At 71.3% G+C, this 24,418-nt stretch carries 23 protein-coding genes; 10 read left to right on the top strand and 13 right to left on the bottom strand.

What is annotated here, in order from left to right; translation table 11 throughout:
* Positions 1 to 485, bottom strand: a 485-nt coding sequence (locus TR46_RS42025) for an SCO2400 family protein (protein WP_042391927.1), incomplete at its 3' end; no start/stop codon positions are given.
* 288 nt (positions 486 to 773) lie between these two features.
* Here TR46_RS42025 and TR46_RS00885 point away from each other — a divergent pair.
* Positions 774 to 2,312: a cellulase family glycosylhydrolase gene (locus TR46_RS00885; protein ID WP_042391925.1), complete on the top strand. Its 1,539-nt coding sequence runs from the start codon at positions 774 to 776 to the stop codon at positions 2,310 to 2,312.
* 29 nt (positions 2,313 to 2,341) lie between these two features.
* Here TR46_RS00885 and TR46_RS00880 read toward each other — a convergent pair whose 3' ends face one another.
* Complete coding sequence (locus tag TR46_RS00880; protein WP_042391923.1) at positions 2,342 to 3,898, bottom strand: Na+/H+ antiporter; 1,557 nt, start codon at positions 3,896 to 3,898, stop codon at positions 2,342 to 2,344.
* Between the two features lie 112 nt (positions 3,899 to 4,010).
* Positions 4,011 to 4,331: a hypothetical protein gene (locus TR46_RS43890; protein WP_042391921.1), complete on the bottom strand. Its 321-nt coding sequence runs from the start codon at positions 4,329 to 4,331 to the stop codon at positions 4,011 to 4,013.
* 141 nt (positions 4,332 to 4,472) lie between these two features.
* Here TR46_RS43890 and TR46_RS43885 point away from each other — a divergent pair, with 141 nt between their 5' ends.
* The 3 genes from TR46_RS43885 (at position 4,473) to TR46_RS00860 (ending at position 6,913) form a co-directional block, all read left to right on the top strand.
* Positions 4,473 to 4,847, top strand: coding sequence for a BlaI/MecI/CopY family transcriptional regulator (locus TR46_RS43885; protein ID WP_152626240.1), 375 nt, complete (start codon positions 4,473 to 4,475; stop codon positions 4,845 to 4,847).
* Between the two features lie 126 nt (positions 4,848 to 4,973).
* Positions 4,974 to 5,966, top strand: a complete 993-nt coding sequence (locus TR46_RS00865; RefSeq protein ID WP_042391918.1) for an SPFH domain-containing protein — start codon at positions 4,974 to 4,976, stop codon at positions 5,964 to 5,966.
* Positions 5,963 to 6,913, top strand: coding sequence for an inorganic polyphosphate kinase (locus TR46_RS00860; RefSeq protein ID WP_042391916.1), 951 nt, complete (start codon positions 5,963 to 5,965; stop codon positions 6,911 to 6,913). Before TR46_RS00865 ends, TR46_RS00860 begins: the two co-directional genes overlap by 4 nt.
* Before the next feature lie 122 nt (positions 6,914 to 7,035).
* Here the strand turns inward: TR46_RS00860 and TR46_RS42020 are convergent, their stop codons facing one another.
* A complete protein-coding gene (locus TR46_RS42020; RefSeq protein ID WP_042391914.1) occupies positions 7,036 to 8,382 on the bottom strand; it encodes a ricin-type beta-trefoil lectin domain protein in 1,347 nt (448 codons plus the stop codon).
* A gap of 228 nt (positions 8,383 to 8,610) precedes the next feature.
* Positions 8,611 to 9,021 carry a DUF5997 family protein gene (locus TR46_RS00850; protein ID WP_042391913.1) on the bottom strand — a complete coding sequence of 137 codons (411 nt, stop codon included), beginning with the start codon at positions 9,019 to 9,021 and terminating at the stop codon, positions 8,611 to 8,613.
* 58 nt (positions 9,022 to 9,079) lie between these two features.
* On the opposite strand from TR46_RS00850, the gene TR46_RS00845 reads away from it, so the two are divergent.
* The 4 genes from TR46_RS00845 to TR46_RS00830 all read left to right on the top strand — a co-directional run bounded on the left by TR46_RS00845 (position 9,080) and on the right by TR46_RS00830 (position 12,566).
* Positions 9,080 to 9,892 carry a LysR family substrate-binding domain-containing protein gene (locus TR46_RS00845; protein WP_042391911.1) on the top strand — a complete coding sequence of 271 codons (813 nt, stop codon included), beginning with the start codon at positions 9,080 to 9,082 and terminating at the stop codon, positions 9,890 to 9,892.
* An 88-nt stretch (positions 9,893 to 9,980) separates the two neighbouring features.
* Entirely contained in the window at positions 9,981 to 10,430 is a 450-nt protein-coding gene (locus tag TR46_RS00840; RefSeq protein ID WP_042392215.1) for an RrF2 family transcriptional regulator, read from the top strand.
* An 85-nt stretch (positions 10,431 to 10,515) separates the two neighbouring features.
* Positions 10,516 to 11,748 carry a globin domain-containing protein gene (locus TR46_RS00835; protein WP_042391908.1) on the top strand — a complete coding sequence of 411 codons (1,233 nt, stop codon included), beginning with the start codon at positions 10,516 to 10,518 and terminating at the stop codon, positions 11,746 to 11,748.
* 77 nt (positions 11,749 to 11,825) lie between these two features.
* Positions 11,826 to 12,566, top strand: a complete 741-nt coding sequence (locus tag TR46_RS00830) for a class I SAM-dependent methyltransferase (protein WP_236655158.1) — start codon at positions 11,826 to 11,828, stop codon at positions 12,564 to 12,566.
* 49 nt (positions 12,567 to 12,615) lie between these two features.
* Here the strand turns inward: TR46_RS00830 and TR46_RS00825 are convergent, their stop codons facing one another.
* From TR46_RS00825 to TR46_RS00810, 4 genes are all read right to left on the bottom strand, one after another.
* On the bottom strand, positions 12,616 to 13,536 hold the full coding sequence (locus TR46_RS00825) for a TauD/TfdA dioxygenase family protein (protein WP_042391903.1): 921 nt from the start codon (positions 13,534 to 13,536) through the stop codon (positions 12,616 to 12,618).
* Entirely contained in the window at positions 13,533 to 14,309 is a 777-nt protein-coding gene (locus TR46_RS00820; protein WP_042391900.1) for an ABC transporter ATP-binding protein, read from the bottom strand. Before TR46_RS00820 ends, TR46_RS00825 begins: the two co-directional genes overlap by 4 nt.
* The gene (locus tag TR46_RS00815) at positions 14,285 to 15,076 is read right to left on the bottom strand and encodes an ABC transporter permease (protein ID WP_042392213.1); all 792 of its coding nucleotides are present in this window, start codon (positions 15,074 to 15,076) and stop codon (positions 14,285 to 14,287) included. The genes TR46_RS00820 and TR46_RS00815 overlap by 25 nt, the downstream gene beginning before the upstream one ends.
* Positions 15,077 to 15,180: 104 nt before the next feature.
* Positions 15,181 to 16,254 (bottom strand): ABC transporter substrate-binding protein, encoded by a 1,074-nt coding sequence (locus TR46_RS00810; protein ID WP_042391898.1) that lies wholly within the window; start codon positions 16,252 to 16,254, stop codon positions 15,181 to 15,183.
* Between the two features lie 514 nt (positions 16,255 to 16,768).
* Between TR46_RS00810 and TR46_RS00805 the strand changes: the two genes are divergently transcribed.
* Complete coding sequence (locus TR46_RS00805; RefSeq protein ID WP_042391896.1) at positions 16,769 to 18,103, top strand: LLM class flavin-dependent oxidoreductase; 1,335 nt, start codon at positions 16,769 to 16,771, stop codon at positions 18,101 to 18,103.
* Between the two features lie 4 nt (positions 18,104 to 18,107).
* On the opposite strand, the gene TR46_RS00800 is transcribed toward TR46_RS00805, so the two are convergent.
* Genes TR46_RS00800 through TR46_RS00785 form a run of 4 tightly spaced genes read right to left on the bottom strand, consistent with a single transcriptional unit; the run spans position 18,108 to position 22,961 of the window.
* Entirely contained in the window at positions 18,108 to 19,622 is a 1,515-nt protein-coding gene (locus tag TR46_RS00800; protein ID WP_042391893.1) for an alpha-N-arabinofuranosidase, read from the bottom strand.
* Between the two features lie 58 nt (positions 19,623 to 19,680).
* Positions 19,681 to 20,586, bottom strand: a complete 906-nt coding sequence (locus tag TR46_RS00795; protein WP_052432473.1) for a carbohydrate ABC transporter permease — start codon at positions 20,584 to 20,586, stop codon at positions 19,681 to 19,683.
* Positions 20,587 to 20,593: 7 nt separating this feature from the next.
* Positions 20,594 to 21,562 (bottom strand): carbohydrate ABC transporter permease, encoded by a 969-nt coding sequence (locus TR46_RS00790; RefSeq protein ID WP_042391891.1) that lies wholly within the window; start codon positions 21,560 to 21,562, stop codon positions 20,594 to 20,596.
* Between the two features lie 7 nt (positions 21,563 to 21,569).
* Entirely contained in the window at positions 21,570 to 22,961 is a 1,392-nt protein-coding gene (locus TR46_RS00785) for an ABC transporter substrate-binding protein (RefSeq protein WP_042391889.1), read from the bottom strand.
* 284 nt (positions 22,962 to 23,245) lie between these two features.
* Here TR46_RS00785 and TR46_RS00775 point away from each other — a divergent pair, with 284 nt between their 5' ends.
* Positions 23,246 to 24,415, top strand: a complete 1,170-nt coding sequence (locus TR46_RS00775) for a LacI family DNA-binding transcriptional regulator (RefSeq protein ID WP_063770496.1) — start codon at positions 23,246 to 23,248, stop codon at positions 24,413 to 24,415.
* The last annotated feature ends 3 nt before the right edge of the window (positions 24,416 to 24,418 follow it).

Raw genomic sequence — 24,418 nt, 5'->3', positions numbered from 1 at the left:
ACGGGGGGCGAGTCGCCCATACCGGTGCTGACCGCGAGCAGCCCGAGGCCGCCGACGGCCAGCACGCCCGCCGTGCTGAACGCCAGCATCCTGGTGCCGCGCGAGCGGGACCGCCGTCTTCCGCGTCTCGGCCCGGCGGACATCCGCGCGGGGATGTCGCCCGCCGAACGCTCGCCGTAGAGCAGCACCGAGGTGGGCTCCCGGATCACCAGCTCCGTCGTGGGCCGGTCACCCGCGGCCGGATCCACAACGGACGGATCCACGACTGGCGGGTCCACGACGGGCGGCTCGGAGGCAGGCGGCTCGGCGACGGGCGGGTCCACGAGGGGCGGGGCGACGAGGGACAGATCGGCGCCGGGCCGCTCCGGGTCTGCGACGACCTGCCTGGTGGCCAGCTCCGGCGGCAGTTCCTCAGCCGGACGTCCGCATCCCGGGCAGTTCAGTGCACCGTTGAGCCGGCGCCGGCAGGTCGAACAGTAGTTCATGGGGACTTCCGTGCAGGGGTGCTGAGCGTACGGCCCAGAGGATATCCCTGCAGCCTAGGGTGACCTGCACATGATCTGACAGATCACTTGTGTGTGATTTATGCGGAGAAACGGTGGTGGACGTCCCACCGCTCACGGCCTGCCGAAACTTTCAATCCACAGTCCTCCGACGCAGCGGCGGCACCTGCGCGTTCTCCGCCCGCACCGGCGCCGATCTGGCGCGGCCTCCGACGCCGGGCCTACGGTCCGGACGCCGAAGTCAGTCGACCCAGCGTCAGGAGCCCTGCCATGCGTCTCTCCGGCCTTCACCTCCGGTTACAGCGGACCCGGGCCGCCACCGTCGCCGTCGCGACGGCCGCGGTGGCACTCGTGGCGGGAGCCCTGGTGGCCCTGCCCGGAGCCGCCCAGGCGGCCGGGGTGCAGTGCCAGGCGACCTACGCCGTGACCAACGACTGGGGCAGCGGCTTCACCGCCAGTGTCACCATCACCAACCTGGGTTCCGCCTGGACCAGTTGGACCCTCGGGTACTCCTACACCGGCAACCAGGCGCTGTCGTCCGGGTGGAACGGGACCTGGACCCAGTCCGGCAGGAACGTGACGGTCAGCAGCCTGTCCTGGAACGCCGCGGTCGCCTCCGGCGGCACCGTCAGTCCCGCCGCCAACTTCAGCTACAGCGGCGCCAACACCGCGCCGACGGCCTTCACGGTCAACGGCGTCGTCTGCGGCGGGGCCGGCCCGACCGCGTCGCCGACACCGACACCCACCCCGACCGGTACGGGCACGCCGCCCACCTCGGCCGCCCCCGCCCTGCACGTGTCCGGCAACCGCCTGGTCACCTCCACCGGCGCCGACTACCGACTGCTGGGCGTCAACCGGTCCAGCGGCGAGTTCGCCTGCATCCAGGGCAAAGGGATGTGGGACGGGCCGGCCGACCAGGCCACCGTCGACGCGATGAAGACCTGGAACATCCACGCCGTGCGCATCCCGCTGAACGAGGAGTGCTGGCTGGGCACCGGCGACGTGCCCGCGGGCGGGACCAGCGGCGCCGCGTACCAGCAGGCCGTCAAGGACTATGTGAACCTGCTGGTGGCCAACGGCATCAATGTGGTCCTCGACCTGCACTGGACCTACGGCCAGTACACCGGGTCCGGTGCGGGCTGCTCGGATGTCAAGGCGACCTGCCAGAAGCCGATGCCCGACATGCAGTACACCCCGACCTTCTGGACCCAGGTGGCAAGCGCGTTCAAGGGCGACGACGCGGTCCTGTTCGACCTGTTCAACGAGCCCTACCCGGACGCGGCCAACGGCTTCGCCGACGCCACCGAGGCCTGGACCTGCCTGCGCGACGGAGGCACCTGCACCGGCATCGGCTACCAGGTCGCCGGAATGCAGACCCTGGTCGACGCGGTGCGCGCCACCGGCGCCGACAACGTGATCATGACCGGCGGGCTGACCTGGACCAACGACCTCAGCCAGTGGCTCGCCTACAAGCCGGTCGACCCCACCGGCGATCTGATGGCCTCCTGGCACTCCTACAACTTCAACGGCTGCGTGACCACCACCTGCTGGAACAGCACCATCGGTGCTGTCGCCGCGCAGGTCCCGGTGCAGGCCGGCGAGATCGGCCAGAACTCCTGCGCCCACGACTACATCGACCAGGTGATGGCCTGGGCCGACGCCAACGGCGTCGGGTACACGGCCTGGACCTGGAACCCCTGGGGCGTGTGTGCGAGCAGCGGCAACGACCTGATCACCGACTGGGCCGGCACCCCGACCTCCAGTTACGGCCAGGGCTTCCAGGCCCATCTGCTCACCCAGCAGCCCTGACCGCGTCCGTCCGCGCCGAGGGCCCGGTGTCACGGGCCCTCGGCGAGGGCGGACTCCTCGCGGTCGAGGTCGTACTGGAGGTGACGCCGGGTGGTGTCGCTGATCTGGTGGTCCTCGTAGAGGCGGCGGAGTTCGCTGCCTTGGAGAGCGATGACCTCGCGTCGGATCTGACGGTAGGTCACCAGGACCGAGCCGCCGCCCTGGTCGCCCGCCTCCTGCTGCTCGTGCCGGAGCCGGGCGTCCAGGGTCCGGCGGGCCTGTTCCAGGGCGGCGGCGGGGGCGGCGTCGAGGTCGGCGAGCTGGTCCAGGTGCTCCAGCCCGACGCCCACCAGCCGGCGCCGGGTGCGGGCCTCCTCCCGGGCCGTGTGCTCGGGCTCCAGGGCGATGCCGCTACGGTTCACCAGCGGCGCCAGACTCAGCCCCTGGGCCACCAGGGTGGCCACCACCACGGCGGTGGTCAGCACCAGCACCAGCGGCCGCCCGGGCAACGCCGAGCCGTCCGCGGCGGCCAGCGGGATCGACAGCGCGGCGGCCAGCGGCATCACCCCCCGGGTCCCGGCCCAGGTGACCACGGCCGCGACCCGCCAGGAAGCGGCCGCGCCGACCGGTTTGACCACCGCGGTCAGCGGCAGCACCCACAGCACCCGCAACCCGATCAGCAGGGCGGCGACCGCCAGTGCCTGCAGCGGCCACCAGCTGGTGCCGCCGGGCAGTTCCCGTACCAGGGTGGGCAGTTCCAGGCCGACGATCGCGAAGACCACGCTCTCCAGCAGGAAGACCACCACCCCGTACACGGCCTGCAGCTGCAGCCGGATCCTGGCGTCGCTCAGCTTGTGCCCGGAGCGCCCCAGCACCACCCCGGCCACCACCACCGCGGTCACCCCCGAGGTGTGCACGCTCTCCGCCAGGACGTACGCGCTGTAGGGGGTGACCAGGGAGACCACGGTCTCCAGCACCGGGTCCGCGGTGCGCCGGCGGACCACGGCCACCCCCGCCGCGACGGCCGCGCCCACCGCCGCGCCGCCGCCGGCCAGCAGCAGGAACTCACCCCCGGCGTGCGGCCAGTCCACCGCCGTGCCGGCCACGGCCACCCCCACCGCCACCTTGAACAGCACCAGCGAGGTGGCGTCGTTGAACAGGCTCTCGGCCTGCACCAGCACCTGCACCCGGCCGGGCAGCGCCAGCCGCCGCCCCAGCGCGGTGACCGCGACCGGGTCGGTGCTGGCCAGCACCGCGCCCAGCACGAACGCCATCGGCACCGGCAGCCCGGTCACCGCGATCGCCAGCGCGCCGACCGCCGCCGCGGAGGCCAGCACCAGGCCCAGTGCCAGCACCGTCACCGGCCGCCAGACCAGCCGCAGGTCGCGCATCGACATCTCCTCGGCCGAGGCGTAGAGCAGCGGCGGCAGCACCACCAGGGCGATGGTCTGCGGGGGGATGTGCAGCGCCGGGGTGCCGGGTATCAGGGCCACCGCCAGCCCGGCCAGTACCAGCATGGAGGGGGCGGGGATGCGCCAGCGGCGCGCGCCGGTGGCCACCACGGTCGCCAGCACCACCAGGACGAGGATCGTGCCCACTGCGCGCATGTCGGGAACCCCAGCTCACCACCGGGCCACCGCGGCGGAGCGCACGGTACGTACCCGGGCCGACCAGACTTCCCGGCACACCACCGTCACCTTATCGCTTCGGCCACGCGGCTCAGCCGAAGTCGGTCAGCAGCACGAGGACCAGCGCGAGCAGCCCGCCGCCGACGATCAGTGCGAACGGCAGCACCACCAGGGCGAGCACCGAGAGCTCGCCGATGCGGACCGCGAACGCCCTGGCACCGCGCGGGGCCGGCGCCGGGGCCCGGCCGCCGGCTCCGCGACCGCCGCCCGACCGCGGACCTGCAGCCGGACCGGCAGCGGGAGCGGGACCTCGGCTGCGGCCGTCCGCACGGCGGGATCCACCCGGCGCGTTCGGACCGCTCGGCCCTCGCGTCCCGGTGGAGCCGCGGCGGTTGCTGGGTATCTCGGGCATGGCCTTGCTCCGGGGTCAACGTGGCTGGCGGTGGTCGGTCGGCGTGGTGCACAGCGCCCGGACAGCGTGGCACACTCAAGCTTCTACGAACTCGTAGAAGTTCTAGTGGACTGTAGACGATGGGCGACGGGGAACCAACTGGTGGACGGCACAGACAGCACCGGGGCCACGACCGAGCGGCGGCCGCTGGGGGCACTGGAGGCCGAGGTCCTGGACCTGCTGCTGGCCGCCCGGGAGCCGCTGGTGCCCGGCGAGGTGCTGCGGCGGCTCGGCGGCACCCTGGCGTACTCCACCGTGGTCACCGTGCTCTCCCGGATGCACGACAAGGGCCTGCTGACGCGGGACAAGCAGGGCAGGGCCTACGCCTACGCGCCGGTGGCCGACAGCCACGGACTGACGGCCCGCCGGATGCGCCGCGAGCTGGAGTCCGCCCCGGACCGGGCGGCCGTGCTGTCCCGCTTCGTCGAGTCGCTGTCGGTCGGCGACGAGCGGCTGCTGCGCCAACTGCTGGGCTGACGGCCGGGGCTGACTGCTGGACTGATGGCCGGGCCCGCTTCCGGACTGCCCCACCGCCCCATTTGGTCACCTTGACGATAAAGGGCGCCCTCTGATATCGTCTACCTGACGACAAGGGGGGCCGCCATGGCCGACATCAACAAGCGCTTCGGGTTCCGGCACCTGCGGGCCGCACCCACCTCGCACATCCGCCACCTGCGCCGCGGCGAGATGGCCCACGAGGGCGCCGGCATCGCCTTCTGGTTCCGGCCGCTGACCGCCGCCCTGTCCGAGGTGCCGGTGGACGACCGCGAACTGGCCATGCTCTTCCACGGCCGCACCGCCGACTTCCAGGACGTCACCGTCCAGGCCACGGTCACCTTCCGGATCACCGACCCGGCGGCCGCCGCCACCCGCCTCGACTTCGGCATCGACCCGGACACCGGGGTGTGGCGGGCCGCGCCGCTGGAGCAGATCGGTTCGCTGCTCACCGAGACCGCCCAGCAGCACGCGCTGCACCTGCTGGCCCGTACCGCGCTGGCCGATGCACTGGTGGACGGTGTCGCCGCGGTGCGGGCCCGGATGGCCGAGGGCCTGGCCGCCGAGCCCCGGCTGGCCGAGACCGGCCTCGAGGTCATCGCGGTACGGGTGGTCGCGCTGCGTCCGGAGCCCGAGGTGGAGCGGGCCCTGCGCACCCCGGCCAGGGAGCAGATCCAGCAGGAGGCGGACCGGGCCACCTTCGAGCGCCGCGCCGTGGCGGTCGAGAACGAGCGGGCCATCTCCGAGAACGAACTGGAGAGCCGGATCGAACTCGCGCGCCGCGAGGAGCAGTTGGTCGCCCAGCAGGGCGCCAACGCGCGCCGCCAGGCCGAGGAGGAGGCCGCGGCGGCGGCCGTCCGCACCCAGGCGGAGGCCGGCCGGCGCACCACCATGGCCACCGCGGAGGCCGAGGCGGTACGCACCGTCGGCGCCGCCACGGCCGCCGCCGAGGCGGACCGGCTGGCCGCGCACCAGCAGGTCGACCCGGCAGTGCTGCACGCCCTGGCGCTGATCGAGCTGGCCGGCAACCTGCCCAAGGTGGACCATCTGACGCTCACCCCGGACCTGCTCACCGACCTGCTGGGCAGGCTGGCCCGATGAGCCTGGCCCCGCGCGCCGTGCTGGTCCACCGGCGGACCGAGTACCAGGAGCTGATCGACCGTCACAGCACCCGGGGCCAGGCTGAGTTCTTCCTGCGCACCCGGGGCCGGGAGATCGGCGAGGTCGAGCGGCGGCACCGGCTCACCGAGGAGGTGCTGGCCCAGGTGGCGGGGGCGGTCCCGGCGGACTGGCGGCACGCCCGGGTGGAGCGGGCCGACCTGTCCCGGTTCCTGTTCGCCCCGGACGACGTGGTGGTCGTGGTGGGCCAGGACGGGCTGGTCGCCAACGCCGCCAAGTACCTCGACGGGCAGCCGGTGCTGGGCATCGACGCGGAGCCCGGCCGCAACCCCGGCGTGCTGGTCCGCCACCGCGGCGCCGACGCCGCCAAGCTGCTGCGGGCCGCGGTCGAACCCGGCGTCGAGGCCCGGCTGGACCCGCGCACCATGGTGGAGGCGGTCGCCGACGACACCCAGCGGCTGCTGGCGCTCAATGAGATCTACCTGGGCCAGCCGGGACACCAGACCGCCCGCTACCGCCTGCGGACCGGCGCCGCGGGCGACTCCGGCGGGGGCCGGCCCGAGCGCCGGTCTGCCCCGTCCGATGCCTCGTCCGAGCGGCAGGCCAGCTCCGGTGTGCTGGTCGGCACGGGCACCGGCGCGACCGGCTGGTGCCGCTCCACCTGGCTGGAACGCGGCAGCACCCTGCGGCTGCCCGGTCCCGCCGACCCGGAGCTGGCCTGGTTCGTCCGCGAGGCCTGGCCCTCCCCCACCACCGGCACCGACCAGGTCCAGGGCCTGCTCGCCCGGGGCCACCGGCTCTCGCTCACCGTGGAGTCGGACCGCCTGGTCGCCTTCGGCGACGGCATCGAGGCCGACGCCCTGGAACTGACCTGGGGCCAGGTCGTCCGGGTCGGCGTCGCGGGCACCCGGCTTCGGCTGCTCGGCTGAGGAAGTAGCCCACCGGCGGGGCCCGGCGGGCCGCCGGTGGAACGCTGACCGGCGCCCACCGGTTCTCGGAGGGCGCCGGTCGTCACGGCTTCACGGCCTGGTGCAGGCTTTCTGATGTTCCGTCAGGACGGCAGGTGCCAGATCTGGTTGGCGGTGCCGGCGCAGTCCCAGATCTGCACCTGGGTGCCCGAGCCGCCGTAGCCGGTGTCGTCCAGGCACCTGTTGGACTGCGGGTTGTAGAGCTCCCCGTTGGACTGGGGTATCCAGACCTGGGACCCGGTGTTGTTGCAGTCGTAGAGGTCCACCGTCGTGCCGTTGGCGGTGCCGCCCCCGTTGACGTCCAGGCACTTCCCCAGCACATGCAGGGTGGTGCCGGCCTGGACGAAGGTCCACTGCTGCGCGGCGGTGCCGTTGCAGGTGTAGACCTGGACCGGGTTGAAGTTGGCGGTGCTGGCCGAACGGTCGTCCAGGCACAGGCCGTTGTAGCCGGTGACCGCACTGCCGGACGGGGTGGTGCCCCCGCCGGTGGTGGTGTAGGCGGCCACATAGCCGATGCTCATCGTCCCGCCGGAGCTGGTGGACGAGCTGGGGCTGGTGCAGCCGCAGACCCCGTTGGGGAACCCGCCGCCCATGGCCAGGTCGAAGATGATCGAGAGGTTGTGGTCGAAGGCCGCCTGCCAGGTCGAGGTGCCGACCTGACCCTCACTCACGCTGAAGTACTGGGTGCCGTCCAGGTACCAGGTGATGGACTCGGCCGAGGTGTTGGTGCGGTCCAGGATCATCGAGTAGGTGTGGTACCCGGTCTGGCAGCCGGAGCAGGCCCGCAGCCCGCTGCCGATGCCGTTGCCCTCGTTGCACACCCCGCCGGGGTAGGTGCCGCAGTGGATGGTGCCGGCCACCTGGGAGAGCGCGTTGACGTCCTCCATGATGTCGATCTCGCCGTTCTCGGGCCACTGGCCCGGGCCCAGCATCCAGAAGGCGGGCCAGTAGCCCAGGCCGTTGCCCGGGTTCGGCTGCTGGATCGACGCGGTGACCTCCAGCTTGCCCCCGGCCGGGGCGCCGACGTTGGCGCTCGGCGTCTGGATCCGTCCCGAGGTCCAGTTGCCGCCGTTGTTGATCGCGGTGATGTCCAGGTGACCATTGCCGTCCAGGTGGACGTTGCTGGTCGAGTTGGTCATGGTCTCGATCTCGCCGGTCCCGAAGTTGGAGCCGGGGCCGGTGTCGTAGATCCAGTTGGAGGAGGACGGGGCGCTGCCGGAGGCGCCGGCGAAGCTGTCGCTGAACGCCGTGCTCCACCCGGCCGGCGGCCCGGGCACGGTGACCGCCTGGGCGGCGGTGGGGAAGGTCATGTAGGCCGCGACCAGGGCGACGGTCGCCACCACCACGGTGGCGCGGGTCCGGCGCAGGAACCTGAGCAGGGAGAATCCGCGCCGTGGGGAGCGCGGATCCGGGGCGCTTGTGCTGGTCATCAGTGACTCCCAAGGTCGCGCCGCGGACTGCCGCGTGGGGACGGCGGAGCACAGCGCTGTTCCGAAGCGGGGACGGCAGGGGGGTGCCGCCGTGAGAGCGCTCTCAAGGAGATCTGAGGGAACTATCGACCTTGGCATGCTCACGCGTCAATGGGTGTCGCAGTGGTTTATACCAACTGTTTGACGTCGGCCCCCGCGCCGATCTTGGAGCCGTCCGCCCGGCGCCCCCTACTCGGCGCGGTCCCGCCGCTTCTCGGCGTCCTGCTTGTGCTTCTCCTTGATCCGGACGGCCTCTTTGCGGACCTCCGCCTGGGTTGCCCGCTCATGCTGCAGCCACAACGGGTTCTCAGCCTTCAGCGCGTCGATCTGCTCCGTGGTGAGCGCCTCGGTGACGCCGCCCCGGGCCAGGCCCGAGATGGACACTCCGAGCTTGTCGGCGACGACCGGGCGGGGATGCGGCCCGTTGCGGCGCAGGTCCGCCAGCCACTGCGGCGGGTCGGCCTGCAGGGCGTTGAGCTCGTCACGGGAGACGACGCCCTCCTGGAATTCGGCAGGAGTGGCCTGGAGGTGGACACCCAGCTTCTTCGCCGCGGTCGCGGGCTTCATGGTCTGGGGCGTCTTCGGCTTGAGCGTCGTCATAGGGTCAAGGGTAACCAGCGCGAGGGTCCGCCCCGGTCACGGCCGGTAATCTGGCCGGGTGACAGACACGCAGGTGACCTCCCCGTTCCGGCTGGCATACGTACCAGGAGTGACCCCCACCAAGTGGGTGAACGTCTGGAAGGAACGGATGCCGCAGGTGCCGCTCAGCCTGGTCCAGGTCCCCGCCGCCGAGGGGACCCCGGCCCTGCGCCAGGGCGACGCGGACGCCGGGCTGGTCCGGCTCCCGGTCGACCGGACCGTGCTCAGCGCCATCCCGCTCTACCTGGAGACCACGGTCGTCGTCGTCCCCAGGGAGCACCCGCTGGCCGAGGCCGCCGAGGTGACCGCCGGGGAGCTGGCCGAGTGCCTCGTGCTGCACCCCCTGGACGAGGTGCTGGAGTGGGAGACGCGTCCCGGACAGCCCGCGAAGGAGCGGCCCGCCACCACGGCGGACGCGATCCAGTTGGTCGCCGCCGGCATCGGGGTGCTGGTCGTCCCCCAGTCACTGGCCCGGCTGCACCACCGCAAGGACCTGACCTACTGCCCGGTGACCGACGCGCCCCAGTCGCAGGTGGCGCTGGCCTGGCCGGAGGCCGCCACCACGGACCTGGTGGAGGAGTTCATCGGGATCGTCCGCGGCCGGACCGTCAACAGCACCCGCGGCCGCGCGGAGACCCCGCCGCAGCCCAAGCAGCAGAAGCAGCGCGACAGAGCGGGGAGCGACGGAGGGGGCGGCAAGGCGGGCGACAGGCGCCGGCAGAAGGGCGGCGCGGCCGGCCGGGCGGCAGGCGGCGGCGGGCGCCCCCGCACCGGGTCCGGGTCCGGCAAGCCCAAGCCCGGGAAGCGCGGCAAGCCTGGTCGCCGCTCCTGAGCGCCCTCGCGGAGGGCACCCCCCGACCGGACCGACAACTGCGGAGGGTATATTCACATCTGAGATTCCACAAGGCGAGGTGACCGGGATGCGTTTGACCAAGGCGACCGACATCGCCCTGCGCATCGCCATGTACCTGGCCGTACGGCCGCCCGAGCAGGAGGAGCCGACCACCCGCACGGTGGCCGACGCCATGGGGGTGCCCTACAGCCACACCGCCAAACTGGTGGCCCGGCTGCGCGCCCTCGGCGTCGTGGAGACCCGGCGAGGGGTCGGCGGCGGGCTGAGAATCACCGCCGTCGGGCGGGACACTTCGCTCGGACGCCTGGTCCGAGAGCTGGAAGGGGTCGGTGACGTGGTGGGCTGCGAGGACTCGCCGCCCTGCCCGCTGCGCAACGAGTGCAGACTGCGCGGCGCCCTGCGTCACGCCCAGGACGCCTTCTACGCCGCCCTCGACCCGCTGACCATCGACGACCTGGTCTCCGGACCGGCCGGACCGGTACTGCTGGGGCTGGGCGCGACCCGTTCCAACGGCTGATCCCGCGGCGCCGACAACGGAGTCGGCCGTCGTCAAATTGGAATCTCAGATGAATGTATAGCAACCGATCCTCTGGAGTACCCGCATGCTTTCCGCTACCGCGACCGAGACCGTCCGGGCCACCCTGCCCGCCGTGGGTTCGGCGATCGAAGACATCACCGCGCTCTTCTACGACAGGCTCTTCTACGCCCACCCCGAGCTGTTGCGCGACCTGTTCAACCGCGGCAACCAGGCCAACGGCACCCAGCGCCAGGCACTGGCCGGCTCCATCGCCGCCTTCGCGGGCTTTCTGCTGGAGCACCCGGAGCAGCGTCCTGACCTGCTGCTCTCCCGGATCGCGCACAAGCACGCCTCGCTCGGCATCCGCCCGGAGCAGTACCAGGTGGTGCACACCCACCTGTTCGCGGCGATAGCCGAGGTGCTCGGCGAGGCGGTCACCCCGGAGGTCGCGGCGGCCTGGGACGAGGTGTACTGGCTGATGGCGAACGCCCTGATCGCGATCGAGGCGGGGCTCTACCGGCAGGCCGGCCTCCCGGAGGGGGAGGTCTGGCGCAGCTACCGGGTGGTCGGCCGCGAGGAGGAGACCGGCGACGTCGCCGTCTTCACCGTCGCCCCTGTGGACGGCAGCCCGGCCCCGGCGTCCGAACCCGGCCAGTACCTCTCGGTGCAGGTCGAACTCGCGAACGGGGCACGGCAGATACGCCAGTACAGCATCGTCGGCTCCCGCGCCGGCACGCTCAGCTTCGCGGTGAAGCGGATTCCGGCCGGCACGGGCGATGTGGCCCATTCGGCCGACGGCAGCCCGGCCGGTGAGGTGTCCGGTCACCTGCACGCCGAGGTCCTCGAAGGCGCGGAGCTCACCGCCGGGACGCCGTTCGGGCCGGTGGTGCTGGACCGGGAGAGCGACCGACCGGTCCTGCTCGCTTCCGCGGGGATCGGCATCACCCCGATGGTCGGCATGCTGGAGCACCTGGCCGAACAGGGCTCCGATCGCCGGGTCGCGGTCCTGCACGCCGACCGCTCCCCCGCCGCGCACGCCTTCCGCGGCCGGGTCGACGACCTGGTCGGCAAGCTGCCGCAGGCCACCCTGGACCTCTGGTACGAGCAGCCCGACCAGGGCGACGAGCACCGGGACGGCCAGGCCGCCGTCCACCCCGGCTACCTGGACCTGACCGCGGTCACCGTCCCTGACCAGGCCGTCGCCTACCTCTGCGGCCCGGTCCCGTTCCTCACCTCGGCCCGCAGCCAGCTGCTGGCCGCCGGCGTCCCGGCCGAGTCCGTCCACTACGAGGTCTTCGGCCCCGATCTGGGTCTCTGACGCTGAGATCGGGCACCCGCAGCGCAGCCCGTGCCAGGATGCTCACCATGTCTGGTCGCGCGTTGAGCTTCGGGGTGATGGCGGAAGCCTATGAGCGGTTTCGACCGGGGTACGGCGCGGAGCTCTTCGACACGGTGACGGAGTACGCCGGCCGTCCGGTCCGGACCGCTCTGGAGATCGGCGCCGGGACCGGGAAGGCAACACGCCTGTTCGCCGAACGGGGCGTCGCCGTCACCGCGACCGAGCCGGACGGGGCCATGCTCGCCGAGCTGCGCAAGCGGGTGCCGACGGGCGTCAGGACGGTGCAGGCCGCGTTCGAGGACCTTCGGCCCGGTGAGACGTACGGGCTGGTCTATGCGGCGGCGGCGCTGCACTGGACCGAACCGGAGGGCCGTTGGTCGCGGATGGCCGCGCTGCTGGAAGCGGGTGGTGTGTTCGCCTGCGTCGGCGGCCCGGTCGAGCTGGCCGACCCCGCGGTGGAGGAGGCCGTGCGCGCGGCCCGCGCGCCGTTCCTGGAGAGCGACGACGTTCCCTCCCCGGACGGGACGCCTCCGGAGCAGGCGATGCAGTGGCCGGGCACCGAACTGCAACGCTCCGAGTGGTTCGGCGATGTCCGACAGACGGTGATCGAACGCCGGTTCACCATGACCGCCCACGAGTTCGTCGGCTATCTGTCCACCGTCTCGGCCTATCTGCAACTGCCCGACCCGGTGCGGGAGCAGGTCTTCGACCGGATCGTGCAGGTGCTGCCGGAGACCGTCGGCATCGCCGCCGACATCACCGTCCACCTCGCCCGTCGGCTCGGCGCCAACGCATGAGCCCCGCCCGCCGGCGAGAGCCGGCGGGCGGGGCTCGCTGACCTCGCTGTTACGGCAGCGGCGTGTAGTGCGAGGCGTCGCCCTTCACCGAGTGGCTCTTGGAGCCGTCGGGGCCGACCGGGACGTCGCCGGCGACGGTGACGCGGTTGAGGCGGCGGGGCTGGTCGTCGTAGTTGTCGACGGCGTAGTGCTGGGTGATGCGGTTGTCGAAGAGCACCAGCTGGTCGGGTTCCCAGCGCCAGCGGAGCACGTTCTCCGGGCGGGTGACGTAGGACTGGAGCAGGCGCAGGACGTCCCGGGACTCGGCGGCCGACAGGCCGACGATGCGCTGGGCGAAGCCGCCGATGAACAGGCCGCGCTCGCCGGTCAGCGGGTGCACCCGGACCACCGGGTGGACGGTCTCGTAGGTGATCGAGGTGAAGACCGACCGGCGCTCCCGCGCCTCCTCGTCCAGGCCCTCCTGCGGGACGGCGTAGTCGTAGTCGTTGGTGTGGACGGCCCAGAGGGTGTCGGCGAAGGCGCGCAGCGGGGCCGGGAGGTCGCGGTAGGCCGCGGCGGAGTTGGCGATCAGGGTCTCGCCGCCGTAGGGCGGGATCACGATCGAGCGCAGGGTGCTCAGCTGCGGCGGGTTGAGGACGAATGTGACGTCGGTGTGCCAGTGGTTGGCCCGGCCCTGCTCGCTGTCGACCGGCAGCACGTTCGGAGCGCCCTCCTGGGCCGGGACGGTGGGGTGCGCGGTGGTGAGCTCGCCGAAGCTGCGGGCGAAGCGTTCCTGGCCGGCGTCGTCGAGGTGCACGTCGCGGAAGACCAGCGCTTTGTGCTCGTTGACGGCGGTCCGCAGCGCGGCCACCGTCCCGGGGTCCAGCTCGCGGGAGAGGTCGACACCGCTGATCTCGGCGCCGATCCGTCCGGTGACCTTGCGTACGGTGATCGCGGTGGCGGTGCCGGTACTGCTTTCCGTGATGGTCATGCCGTTGCCTCCTTGGCAGGATGGTTGTCGTCCTGGTCGACGCCGAGAGCACTGAGCAACTGCTCGCGGTACTCGGCGAGACGGGGATCGCGGTAGGAGCGCGGATGGTCCAGGCCGATGGTCAGGTCCAGGCTGAAGCGGCCCCCGTCGAGCACCAGGACCCGGTCGGCCAGCACGACCGCCTCGTCCACGTCGTGGGTGACCAGCAGCACCGAGGGGCGGTGGCGCTCCCACAGTTCGCGCAGCAGGGTGTGCATCCTGATCCGGGTGAGCGCGTCGAGGGCGCCGAACGGCTCGTCGGCCAGCAGCAGTTCCGGCTCCCAGACCAGTGAGCGGGCCAGTGCCGCGCGTTGCTGCTCACCGCCCGAGAGCTGGCTGGGCCAGGCCCGCTCGCGGCCGGCCAGGCCGACCTCGGCCAGGGCCGCGAGGCCGCGCTCGACGGGGTTCCTGCCCTCGTCGTCCTTTCCCCGGGCGCCGAGGACGACGTTGTCCAGGACACGGCGCCAAGGCAGCAGCCGGGAGTCCTGGAAGACCACCGAGACCCGCTCGGGCGCCAGCAGCTCACCGGATCCGCTCGCCCCGTGGTCGAGGTCGGCGATGGCCCGCAGCAGCGTGCTCTTGCCGGAACCGCTGTGGCCGAGCAGGGCCACGAACTGGCCCGGCGGGATCTCCAGGTCGACGCCGTCCAGGACCACCCGTTCACCGAAGCTGCGGGTCAGTCCACCGATGCGGACCGAGGACGAGGGGGCTAGCTGCTCAAGGAGTGCCGCCATGCCAGCACCCTCCGTTCGAGAAGTCGGACCACGGAGTCCGAGACGAAGCCGAAGATGCCGTAGATCAGCAGACCGAGGACGATCACGTCGGTCTGGCCGTAGTTCTGGGCCTGGAACATCATGTAGCCGAGGCCGTTGGTGGCGTTGATCTGCTCCAGCACCACCAGCGAGAGCCAGGAACCGGTCACCCCGAGCCGCAGGCCGACGAAGAAGCCGGGCAGCGAGCCGGGTATGACGACCTGTCGGATGAACTGCCACCGGCTCAGCCGCAGCACTTCGGACAGTTGGACGTAGCGCGTGTCGATGCCGGCCAGGGCCGAGTACAGATTGAGGTAGATCGGGATGTAGACGACGATCGCGATGATCGCCACCTTGAAGGTCTCCCCGATCCCCAACCAGAGGATGAACAGCGGGATCAGCCCGAGTGTCGGCACCGAGCGGTTGATCTGCACCGTGCCGTCGATCAGCGCCTCACCGGTCCGGCTGAGGCCGGCCACCAGGGCCAGCACGACGCCGACGGTCAGGCCGATGGCGAAGCCCTGGGCGGCCCGCCAGAGCGAGGTGGCGATGTCGGTGCGCAGGGTGCCGGACACCCAGAGGTGGGCTCCGGTGTGCACGACCGTCCACGGCGCGGGCAGCACCCGGGGATCGACGACGCCGGTGACGCTGCCGAGCGACCAGACCAGGAGCAGCAGCAGCGGGCCCGCCAGGCGGGAGTAGGGCAGGCGCCGTCCAGGCGCCAGCCGCCGGGTGCGGTGGCGGACCACCGTACCGGGCGGGGCGGAGGAGCGGCGGACCGGAGTGCCAGGGACGGCGGCCGGTGGAGCGAGGGTGCCGGAGACGGCGCCGGTTACGGTGTCGGTCACGGGGTTCAGCTCCGATACTGGGCGGGGACGGCGGCTGCCGCGAGATGCTCGAAGCGGCGGTCGAACAGCACATCGGCCTTGAAGGACTTCACGAAGCCGCCCGCTGCGAGCAGGTCGACGGTCTCCTGCTCCCAGGCGATGGCTTCGGCCCAACTCGTGGGCAGGAGCGGTTTGTTGCTGAGTGCGGTGACCTGCTTGGCCTGGGCGGGGGAGATGTTCTGGGTCTTGACGTAGTAGTCCTCGTTCCAGGCGTCCGGATGCTCGTACACCCAGACCAGCCCCTTGGCCCAGATCGGGATGAACGCCGCGATCGCAGCCGCCTTCCCCGGGTCGGCCAGCACGGAGGCCGGCGCCCAGAGCAGGTTGAGCAGGTCCACGACGTCGGTGGTGATGGTGTGGGCGCCGTCCGAGCCGTAGCGGTTCAGATAGGCGGGCACCTGGGAGACGGCCAGCGGCGCGATGTCGACCTGGCCCGCCTCCAGAGCGGTCAGGAACTGATTGCTGGTCAGCGGGACCAGGGTGACGTCGGAGTCCTTGAGCCCCGCCTGCTTCAACGCCCGTAGCAGGACCACACCTTGGGCCTGCCCCTGGGAGAACGCCAGTTTCCTGCCTGCGAACTGGTCCACCGCCTGGATGTCGCTGTGCGGCTTGGTGGCGAAGACATACGTCGGCTTGCGGGTCAGGTCGAGGGCCACGATGCGTGCGTCATAGCCCTGGTAGCGCGCCTGGATCGGCGGGATGCCGGCATTGTTGCCCAGGTCCAGCGACCTGGCCCGGAAGGCGTTGATCACATCGGGCCCGGCGCCGATGCTGGGCCAGCCGGCGACACTGAACGGCAGGTTGTCCAGCAGCCCGGCGAGCTGCAGTTGGAGCTGCTGGGCCCCGAGGTACGAGGCGATCTTGAGCGAGGTCCCGGCCGGAACCGAGCTCGGCAGAGCAGCGGTCGTGGACAGTGCGGGACCGCTGGCTGCCGCGGTGGCGCAGGCGCTCAGTCCGAGAGCGGCACCGGTGCCGAGCAGCGCCTGCATAAAGAGCCGCCGGTTCGGGCCGGGAGCTGGTGTGGTTCTGGAGCTGGGCACGTGGATTTCCTCTGGTCGGGCACGGAAAAGGAGCGCACGGCGGCGCGGGGAAATGGCGTGCTGTGCATATCGCCGTGCGTGCTCAATTCCGAGCGCGCACACGGGAAGGGCGAGAAGAGGGACGGCAGCGACCGGCCGGCCGAATCGGCCGAGGGCGGGTCTGAATCAACGCAGGTCGGGGCCGGTTCAGCGACAGAAAGGCCGACAGCGGCGACGACATCGCGCGGCACCGAGGCCGGCGCGGTGCGCCTGCTCTTCGAGGTGCTCCATCGGGTTCATGGTCCGACCCTAACCGGGCCCGCACGGCGTCGGCAATGTTTGTTCCAGCGGTGGAATTAACTCCGCCGGGAACTCAGACCGCTGCTAGCCTCGCCGTCAGGGCCGGAAGCAGGAACACGGCCGATTCCCCTGAATTCCCGGGTGGCTTCTCCCCGGGTACTTCGTCGCGCGCCGAGGCGCCACGGACGGCAGAACGCAACGGACCGCAACGGACCGCAACGGACGGAGAGTCCCGATGACCCAGCAGAACCCCCGCCGGCTCCATCTCAACGCGTTCCTGATGAGCGTCGGGCACCACGAGGCGGCCTGGCGGCTGCCGCAGAGCGATCCGCTGGCCCACACGGACGTCGAGCACTACCGGAACCTGGCCCGGATCGCCGAGCGCGGCAAGCTGGACTCGCTGTTCCTCGCGGACAGCCCGGTCCAGTTCGGCGACCCGGGGCGCAGGCCCAGCGGGCAACTGGAGCCGACGGTGCTGCTGACGGCACTGGCCGGGGCGACCAGTCGGATCGGCCTGATCGCCACCGCGTCCACCAGCTACAACGAGCCGTACAACCTGGCCCGCCGGTTCGCCTCGCTGGACCATGTCTCCGGCGGCCGGGCCGGCTGGAACATCGTCACCACGGCGGGAGCGGACGCGGCCCGCAACTTCGGCCTGGACGACAGTCCGCTGCACCGGGACCGCTATGAGCGCGCTGCCGAGTTCCTGGAGGTCTCCACCCGGCTCTGGGACAGCTGGGCCGACGACGCGATCGTGGGCGACAAGGAGCGCGGCGTCCACGCCGAGTCGGGCAGAGTCTTCGCCACCGGCCACGCCGGTAAGTACTTCCGGGTGGACGGACCGCTGAACGTGCCCCGCTCCCCGCAGGGCTACCCGCTGCTGGTGCAGGCCGGTTCGAGTGAGAGCGGCAGGGACTTCGCCGCCCGCTACGCGGAGGCGGTGTTCACCGCACAGCAGACCTTCGAGGAGGGCAAGTCCTTCTACGAGGATCTCAAGAGCAGGGCCAAGGCGCTGGGCCGGGACCCGGAGGGCCTGAAGATCCTGCCGGGCATCGTCCCGGCGATCGGCGCGACCCGGGCCGAGGCCTTGGAACTGGAAGCCGAACTGGAGCGGCTGATCCTCCCCGAGTACGCCAAGCAGCAGCTCGCCGCGCTGCTGCGGGTCGCCCCGGAGCAGTTGGAGCTGGACGCCGAGCTGCCGGACGACCTGCCGACCGAGGATGAGATCGAAGGCGCCAAGAGCCGCTTCACCCTGATCGTGGAGCTGGGCCGCCGCGAGCGGTTGACGGTACGTCAACTGATCGCCCGACTCGGCGGCGGACGGGGCCACCGCACCTTCGCCGGCACCCCGGTCCAGGTAGCCGACACCATCCAGCACTGGTTCGAGAGCGGCGCGGCGGACGGCTTCAACATCATGCCGCCGGTACTGCCGTCCGGACTGGAGGCCTTTGTGGACCAGGTGGTGCCGATCCTCCAGGAACGCGGCCTGTTCCGCACCGACTACACCGGCCGCACCCTGCGCGACCACTACGGCCTCCCCCGCCCGCAGAACCAGTTCACAACGGCATAGCTGTCTATGCGGTGGCCACCCCGTCGGCCACCGTCCAGGACTCCGGCGGCAGCAGCAGTGTCGACCGCGCGGACCCCGGGTCCACCTCGACCAGGGGCACCAGTCCCAGTTCCCGAGGGGCTCGGGGGTCGCCCGCGGTGAGGGTCCGGGCGGACTTCAGGTCGAAGCTGCCGAAGGCGGTGTGATCGATCGTCAGCTCGATCGGCTCGGTGCCGCGGTTGGTGGCGAAGACCGCGGTCTGCCCGGTGGCGGGGTCGTGGGTGACCGCCGTGGCCACCTGCGGAACGGAGCCGTGGCTGGGAGTGCGGTAGTCGGGCGTGGACAGCCGGCCGGCCAGCGCTCTGCCCCGTGCCAGCTTCGCCGCGGCGGCGAAGGGGTGGAAGATCGCCTGCTTGCTGACCCCGCCGCCGGGCTCGGTGAGGATCGGCGCGCTGACGTTGACCAGCAGCGACAGGCAGCCGATCTTCACCCGGTCGGCATGGTTGAGGATGCCGATGATCAGGTCGCCGAGCACCACCCCGTCCAGGGCCAGATAGGGGTCCTCGGTGATCCTGGGTGCGTGCGAGATCTCCCGGGTCTGGCCGACCGGCGAGGAGTCCGCGGCCGAGGACCAGACGTTCCACTCGTCCAGCGAGATCTTCATCCGCCGCGCGGAGTTGAGCTTGGCGCTGACCGCGTCGCAGGTCGCCGTCACATCGTCGATGAACCGCTCCAGCCGCTGCCCGGAGGCCAGGTAGTCGCGGCGGTCCTGGGTGCCGTCGTAGTAGGCGTGCATGGAGATGTAGTCCGCCACGTCCAGGGTGAGTTCGGCGACGGTCGCCTCCCAGGAGCCGAAGGTCGGCATGTGCCGGAACGAGGAGCCGCAGGCGACCAGTTCGATCGAGGGGTCGACCAGCCGCATGGCCTTGCCGGCCTCAGCCGCCCGGCGGCCGTACTCGGCGGCCGTGGTGTGGCCGATCTGCCAGGGGCCGTCCATCTCGTTGCCCAGGCACCAGGTTCGGATGCCGTACGGGTCGGTCTGCCCGTTGGCGGCCCGCTCGCGGGCCAGGGTGGTGCCGGCGGCGAGGTTGCAGTACTCCACCAGCTGCGCCGCCTCCAGGGTCCCGGCGGTGCCGAGGTTGACGGCCATCACCGGTTCCAGGCCGAGCGATCCGGCCCACGGCAGGAACTCGTCCAGGCCGACCAGATTGGGCTCGATCGAGCGCCAGGCCAGGTCGAGGCGGGTGGGCCGGTCGGCGACCGGGCCGATCCCCTCGCGCCAGTCGTAACCGGAGACGAAGTTGCCGCCCGGGTAGCGGACCACGGTGACCCCGAGCTCGCGGATCAGCTCGGCCACGTCCGCGCGGAAGCCGGATGCGTCGGCCGCGGGGTGGCCCGGCTCGAAGATGCCCGTGTAGAGGCAGCGACCCATGTGCTCCACGAAGCTGCCGAAGACGCGGGGGTCGATCTCGCCGATCTCGAACAGGGGATGGACGGTGAGCTGGGCATGCTGCCGCTGGTTTCCGGGAAGTCGGTGCACGGGTGGGTCGTTCCCTCGTTCGTTGGGAGTGGTGGAGGTGGCGGTCAGGGGCGGCAGGTCAGCGACTGCTGCCGGCGAGCAGGCCGCGGATGAAGTGCCGCTGCAGGAAGACGAACAGCAGCACCGTCGGCACGGTGGCGAAGGTGCAGGCCGCCATCAGTTGCCCCCACAGGTCGGCGCTGCTGACGCCCGACTGCCCGCCGCTGACATCGGAGGTCAGCCCGGCCAGCAGCACGGCGAGCGTCTCGTGCGACTGGTCGTTGATCGCGACGATGGGCCAGACCAGGTCGTTGTAGATGTTGAACAGCGACAGCACCGCCAGCGCCGCGAGGCTGGGCCGCAGCACCGGGACGATCACCGAGCGGAACGCGCGGAGCGGTCCGCAGCCGTCGATCCTGGCCGCGTCCAGCAGCTCGTCCGGGATCTGACTGATCGTCTGCCGCATCCAGAACACGCTGAACGCGTCCACCGCGCCCGGGAGGATCAGCGCCTGGTAGGAGTTGACCCAGTTCAGCTGGCTCATCTCCAGCAGCAGCGGAATGATCAGCACCAGGGTCGGCAGCATCAGCGTCAGCAGCACCAGTCCGAACAGCGCCTCCTTGAACGGGAAGTCGAACTTGGCGAAGCCGTAGCCGGCCAGCGGGCTGAGCACCAGCAGCAGCCCGCCCTTGAACACCACCACGATCGCGGTGTTGGCCAGCGCCCGCAGCACCGGGATGTTGTCGAACATCCCGGTCCAGTTGCGCAGCGTGGCGTGGAAGGGGTTGAAGCCGAGCGGGTCGTTGAGGATGCTCGCGCCGGGCTTGAAGGAGGAGCCGACCATCCAGAGCAGCGGGTAGAGGAAGACCAGTGCCGCCAGCAGCATCGCCGCGTAGCCGCCGAAGCGGCCGAGCCGTTGGAACGGGGTGGGTCGGCGGGTGGTCCCCGCGTGGGTTCCGGCGAGAACGTGGGTATCGGTGGTCATGGTTCGCTCAGTCCTCCTTGGAGCGAAGGACGCGCACCGCGCCCAGCGAGAGCAGGAACACCAGCAGCACCAGGAGGAAGGAGTTGGCCGCACCGGTGCCCAGGTCGGACGAGGCGATATGGCCGTAGAGGTACTCCCCCGAGGTGGTGGAGCTGTTGTACGGACCGCCCTTGGTGATCATGAAGGGCTCCAGGAACATCTGCGAGATGCCCAGGGTGGAGACCACTACGAAGAACCCGATAGAGCGCCGCATCAGCGGGACGGTCACCGAGAAGAAGGTGCGGATCGGACCGGCCCCGTCCAGCGCCGAGGCCTCGTAGACCTCCGGCGGGATGCCCTGGACCGCCGCCAGCATGATGATCAGGGCGAAGCCGCTGGTCTTCCACATGATGAACAGGGCGATGCTGGGCTTGGACCAGGTGGTGGTGGTCAGCCAGCCGACCTGCGGGCCTCCCAGGAACTTCAGCACCGCGTTCACGGCGCCGAAGTCGGTGTCGAAGATCAGGATGAAGGCCTGCGCCATGGCCGCCAGCGGTGTCACGTACGGCAGGATGACGACGGTGCGCAGGGTCTTCTTGAACTTCAGCCGGGACCGGGTCAGCACGCTGGCCGCCGCGATCGCCCCGAGGGTCTGGGCCGGGACGATCAGCAGCCACATCACCCCCGAGTTGCCCAGCGAGGACCAGAAGTCGTGGTTGGTCAGCAGGTAGGTGTAGTTGGACCAGCCCACCCAGCGCAGTGCCCCGGCTCCGTGCCAGTTGCTGAAGCTGAGCTCCAGCGCGTAGATCATCGGGTAGGCGGTGAAGGCGACGAAGAGCAGGAAGAAGGGGGCGACCAGCAGGTAGCCGACCCACCATTCGCGGGGCAGTCGGCGGCGGTTCCGCTTGACCGGCCCGGAGTCCGAGTTCGGGGCCGGGGCCGGGGCCGGGGCCGCCGCAGGCTTTGCTGCAGCGGCCTTCCAGGTGAGGTTTGCCATTGTCTGCCTACGACCGGTCGACCAGGTTGGTCTGGATGTCGGAGACGGACTTCTTGATGACGTCGTCGACGCTCATCTTCCCGTCCATCAGCTTCTGCAGGTTCGCGCCCAGGTAGGTGGTGGCGGCCTGGTCGAACCAGGAGGGGATGCGGTAGCCGGCCGGGATGGCCAGCGAGGCCTTGGTGCCCACCTCCCACAGCGAGGTGCTGCCCAGCCCGGCCAGCGGCTTGAACAGCGAGGTCCCGTTCAGCGCCGACTTCACCGAGGGCAGCGCGGTGTTGAGGCCGCTGGGGTAGACGGCGTTGCTGCCGAAGACCGCGCGGTAGCCCTCCGGGCTGTACACGGCGTGCTCGTAGAAGCGCCAGGCCACCTCGGGGTTGGCCGACTTGGCCGGGATCACGAAGGAACTGCCGCCCATCACGCCGGAGCGGGCTCCGCCGGTGGTCCAGGCCGGCAGCTGGGAGACCCGCCAGTGGCCGACGCTCTTCTTGAAGGAGCTCTGGATCAGGAAGTTGTACCAGATGGCCCACGGCACCAGGGAGACCGTGCCGCCATCCGCCTGGGCGATCTGGGCCGAGCCGGCGAACTTGCTGCGCGCCCCCAGGCCCTCGTCGGCGACGGCCTTGATCCAGGTCAGCGCCTTGCGGTAGGCGTCGGTGTCGATGGTGAGCTTACCGTCCGCGTCGACCAGGCCGGTGCCCTGCTGCTGGTTGACCAGCATCATCAGCCACTGGGTGGCCAGGTTGGGGTCCTGCTCCAGCGGGATCGGCTGGGCCTTGGGATTGGCGGCCTTGATCTGCCGGGCCGCGTCCAGCAGCGCGTCGTAGGAGGTGAGCGATGCCGGGTCGACCTTGGCGGCGGAGAGGACGTCCTCGCGGTAGTAGAGCAGGCCGGGGTCGGTGTCCCAGGGGATGCCGACCAGCTTGCCGTCGACGGTGTTGGTATCCAGCTTGTACTGCACCGTGTCGGCCCGGTAGGGGGCCATCTGGCTGGTCAGGTCGGTCAGGTGGGCGGCCTGGCCGAGCACGCTGCCGTCGCTGAGGAACGAGCCGTCCGGGACGCCCGCGCCGGAGATCAGCGCCGGGGCGAGCTTGGTGTCGATCGCCACGCCGACCAGCTTCACCGAGGCCTTGGGGTACTTGGCGGTGAACGAGGGGACCACGGTGCGGAAGACCTTCAGCAGGTCGTCGTCGTTGAACCAGAGGGTGGCGCTGCCACTGACCGAGGACGGCGAGGCGGAGGCCAGCGCGGTCGGTGTGCTGGAGGTGCCGGGGGCGCAGGCGCCGAGGAAGCCGGCCGCGGCCGTGCCGACACCGGCCGTGCCGATCGCGCGCAGCAGGGAACGCCGGGACATGCCGGAGGAGGACGTGGTGCCGAGAGCCGCTCTGCCGGAATCCATGTGGTTGTCTCCTGTGAGGGTGGGGTGCGGACCGTGGATGGCCGGTCCGGATCATGGGGGTGAGGGGACAGACAGGGGTGGTGCGGTGTGCGCCGGCGTGAGCCGGGCGCGGCCTCTGCGAGGGTGGGGCGCCATTAGGTTCCTACGTTGTACCCTTGGCTTCGCGAGCCCGTCAATGGTCGGCCGACATCCGCCCGACTCATTTGGGTAACGTCCGCTGTGAAGCGCGCACGGCTGACGATCAGTCGCGTCAAAGTCTCAGTGGACCGACTTCTGGAGGAACCGTGGGCGAGCCCACCTTGCACGATGTCGCGGCCCGGGCCGGAGTGTCGATCAAGACGGTCTCCAATGTGCTGCGCGGGGTGACGGGCAAGGTGTCGGCGGAGACCTCCGCCCGGGTGCTCCAGGTGATCGAGGAGATCAACTACCGGCCCAACCTCTCGGCCCGGCGGCTGCGCAGCGGCCGGTCCAACGTTGTCGCCCTCGCCGTGCCCGACCTGCGCAATCCGTACTTCGCCGAGGTCGCCACCGCGATGATCAGCGCTGCCCGGCAGGCCGGCTACACCCTGCTGATCGAGGAGACCGGCGGCAACGCCGAGGTCGAGCTCAGCGCGGCGGAGGGGCTGCGGGACCCGCTGATCGAGGGCATCATCATGGCCCCGCTGGCGCTGGACCCGCGGCAGTTGGAACGGCGCGGCCGGACCGTCCCGCTGGTGCTGCTCGGCGAGCACGACTACGACGGCGACTGCGACCACGTCATGTTCGACAACCTGGCGGCCTCCCAGCAGATGACCGCCCACCTGGTCGAGCAGGGCTACCGGCGGATCGCCGTGATCGGCCGCCAGGACTCCCCGCCGCAGGCCGCGGCCATGGCGGCGATGCGGTTCAACGGCTACCGGCGGGCCCTGACCGAGGCCGGACTGGCCTACGACCAGCGGCTGGCCCCGATCATCACCACCTCCGCCTACGGCAAGGCGGCCGGCGCGGAGGCCGCGGAGCAGATCTTCGAGCGCGGGCTGAAGCCCGACGCGCTGTACTGCTTCGCGGACGTGCTGGCCATCGGCGCGCTCCGGGCCGCGCACTGCCGCGGCCTGCACGCCCCCGATGACTTCGGCCTGGCCGGCTTCGACGGCATCGAGGAGGGCCGCTTCACCATCCCCACGCTGACGACGATCGCGCCGGACTACGCGGACATGGCGTCGCTGGCGGTGAACGCGCTGATCGAGCGCATGGAGTCGGCGGTGCCGATCGGGCACCGGGACATCCTGTGCCGCTACGAGCTGGCGGTGCGCGAGAGCACCCAGCCGGGGGTGCGCGACCGCGCGGCGGGGAGGACCGCGGCGGGGGTGGGGACCGCGGCGGGGACGCAGGCGGGCGCGGCGAGGCGGGGCGCTGCCGGGCCGAAGGCCCCGAAGGCTCCGAAGGCCCCGAAGGCCGGAGCAGGCGCCGCCTGAGCG

It is taken from the genome of Streptacidiphilus carbonis, assembly GCF_000787775.1.
GTDB lineage: Bacteria > Actinomycetota > Actinomycetes > Streptomycetales > Streptomycetaceae > Streptacidiphilus > Streptacidiphilus carbonis.
Note: the sequence above shows the minus strand (reverse complement) of the source record. Positions and strands in the feature narration are given on the sequence as shown.

What these genes read in the sequence shown, in the direction of transcription:
- TR46_RS00885 (WP_042391925.1), top strand. Translation starts at nt 774, where the DNA reads ATGCGTCTCTCCGGCCTTCACCTCCGGTTACAGCGGACCCGGGCCGCC.
- TR46_RS00880 (WP_042391923.1), bottom strand. Translation starts at nt 3,898, where the DNA reads ATGCGCGCAGTGGGCACGATCCTCGTCCTGGTGGTGCTGGCGACCGTG.
- TR46_RS43890 (WP_042391921.1), bottom strand. Translation starts at nt 4,331, where the DNA reads ATGCCCGAGATACCCAGCAACCGCCGCGGCTCCACCGGGACGCGAGGG.
- TR46_RS00865 (WP_042391918.1), top strand. Translation starts at nt 4,974, where the DNA reads ATGGCCGACATCAACAAGCGCTTCGGGTTCCGGCACCTGCGGGCCGCA.
- TR46_RS00860 (WP_042391916.1), top strand. Translation starts at nt 5,963, where the DNA reads ATGAGCCTGGCCCCGCGCGCCGTGCTGGTCCACCGGCGGACCGAGTAC.
- TR46_RS42020 (WP_042391914.1), bottom strand. Translation starts at nt 8,382, where the DNA reads ATGACCAGCACAAGCGCCCCGGATCCGCGCTCCCCACGGCGCGGATTC.
- TR46_RS00850 (WP_042391913.1), bottom strand. Translation starts at nt 9,021, where the DNA reads ATGACGACGCTCAAGCCGAAGACGCCCCAGACCATGAAGCCCGCGACC.
- TR46_RS00840 (WP_042392215.1), top strand. Translation starts at nt 9,981, where the DNA reads ATGCGTTTGACCAAGGCGACCGACATCGCCCTGCGCATCGCCATGTAC.
- TR46_RS00835 (WP_042391908.1), top strand. Translation starts at nt 10,516, where the DNA reads ATGCTTTCCGCTACCGCGACCGAGACCGTCCGGGCCACCCTGCCCGCC.
- TR46_RS00830 (WP_236655158.1), top strand. Translation starts at nt 11,826, where the DNA reads ATGGCGGAAGCCTATGAGCGGTTTCGACCGGGGTACGGCGCGGAGCTC.
- TR46_RS00825 (WP_042391903.1), bottom strand. Translation starts at nt 13,536, where the DNA reads ATGACCATCACGGAAAGCAGTACCGGCACCGCCACCGCGATCACCGTA.
- TR46_RS00820 (WP_042391900.1), bottom strand. Translation starts at nt 14,309, where the DNA reads ATGGCGGCACTCCTTGAGCAGCTAGCCCCCTCGTCCTCGGTCCGCATC.
- TR46_RS00805 (WP_042391896.1), top strand. Translation starts at nt 16,769, where the DNA reads ATGACCCAGCAGAACCCCCGCCGGCTCCATCTCAACGCGTTCCTGATG.
- TR46_RS00795 (WP_052432473.1), bottom strand. Translation starts at nt 20,586, where the DNA reads ATGACCACCGATACCCACGTTCTCGCCGGAACCCACGCGGGGACCACC.
- TR46_RS00790 (WP_042391891.1), bottom strand. Translation starts at nt 21,562, where the DNA reads ATGGCAAACCTCACCTGGAAGGCCGCTGCAGCAAAGCCTGCGGCGGCC.
- TR46_RS00785 (WP_042391889.1), bottom strand. Translation starts at nt 22,961, where the DNA reads ATGGATTCCGGCAGAGCGGCTCTCGGCACCACGTCCTCCTCCGGCATG.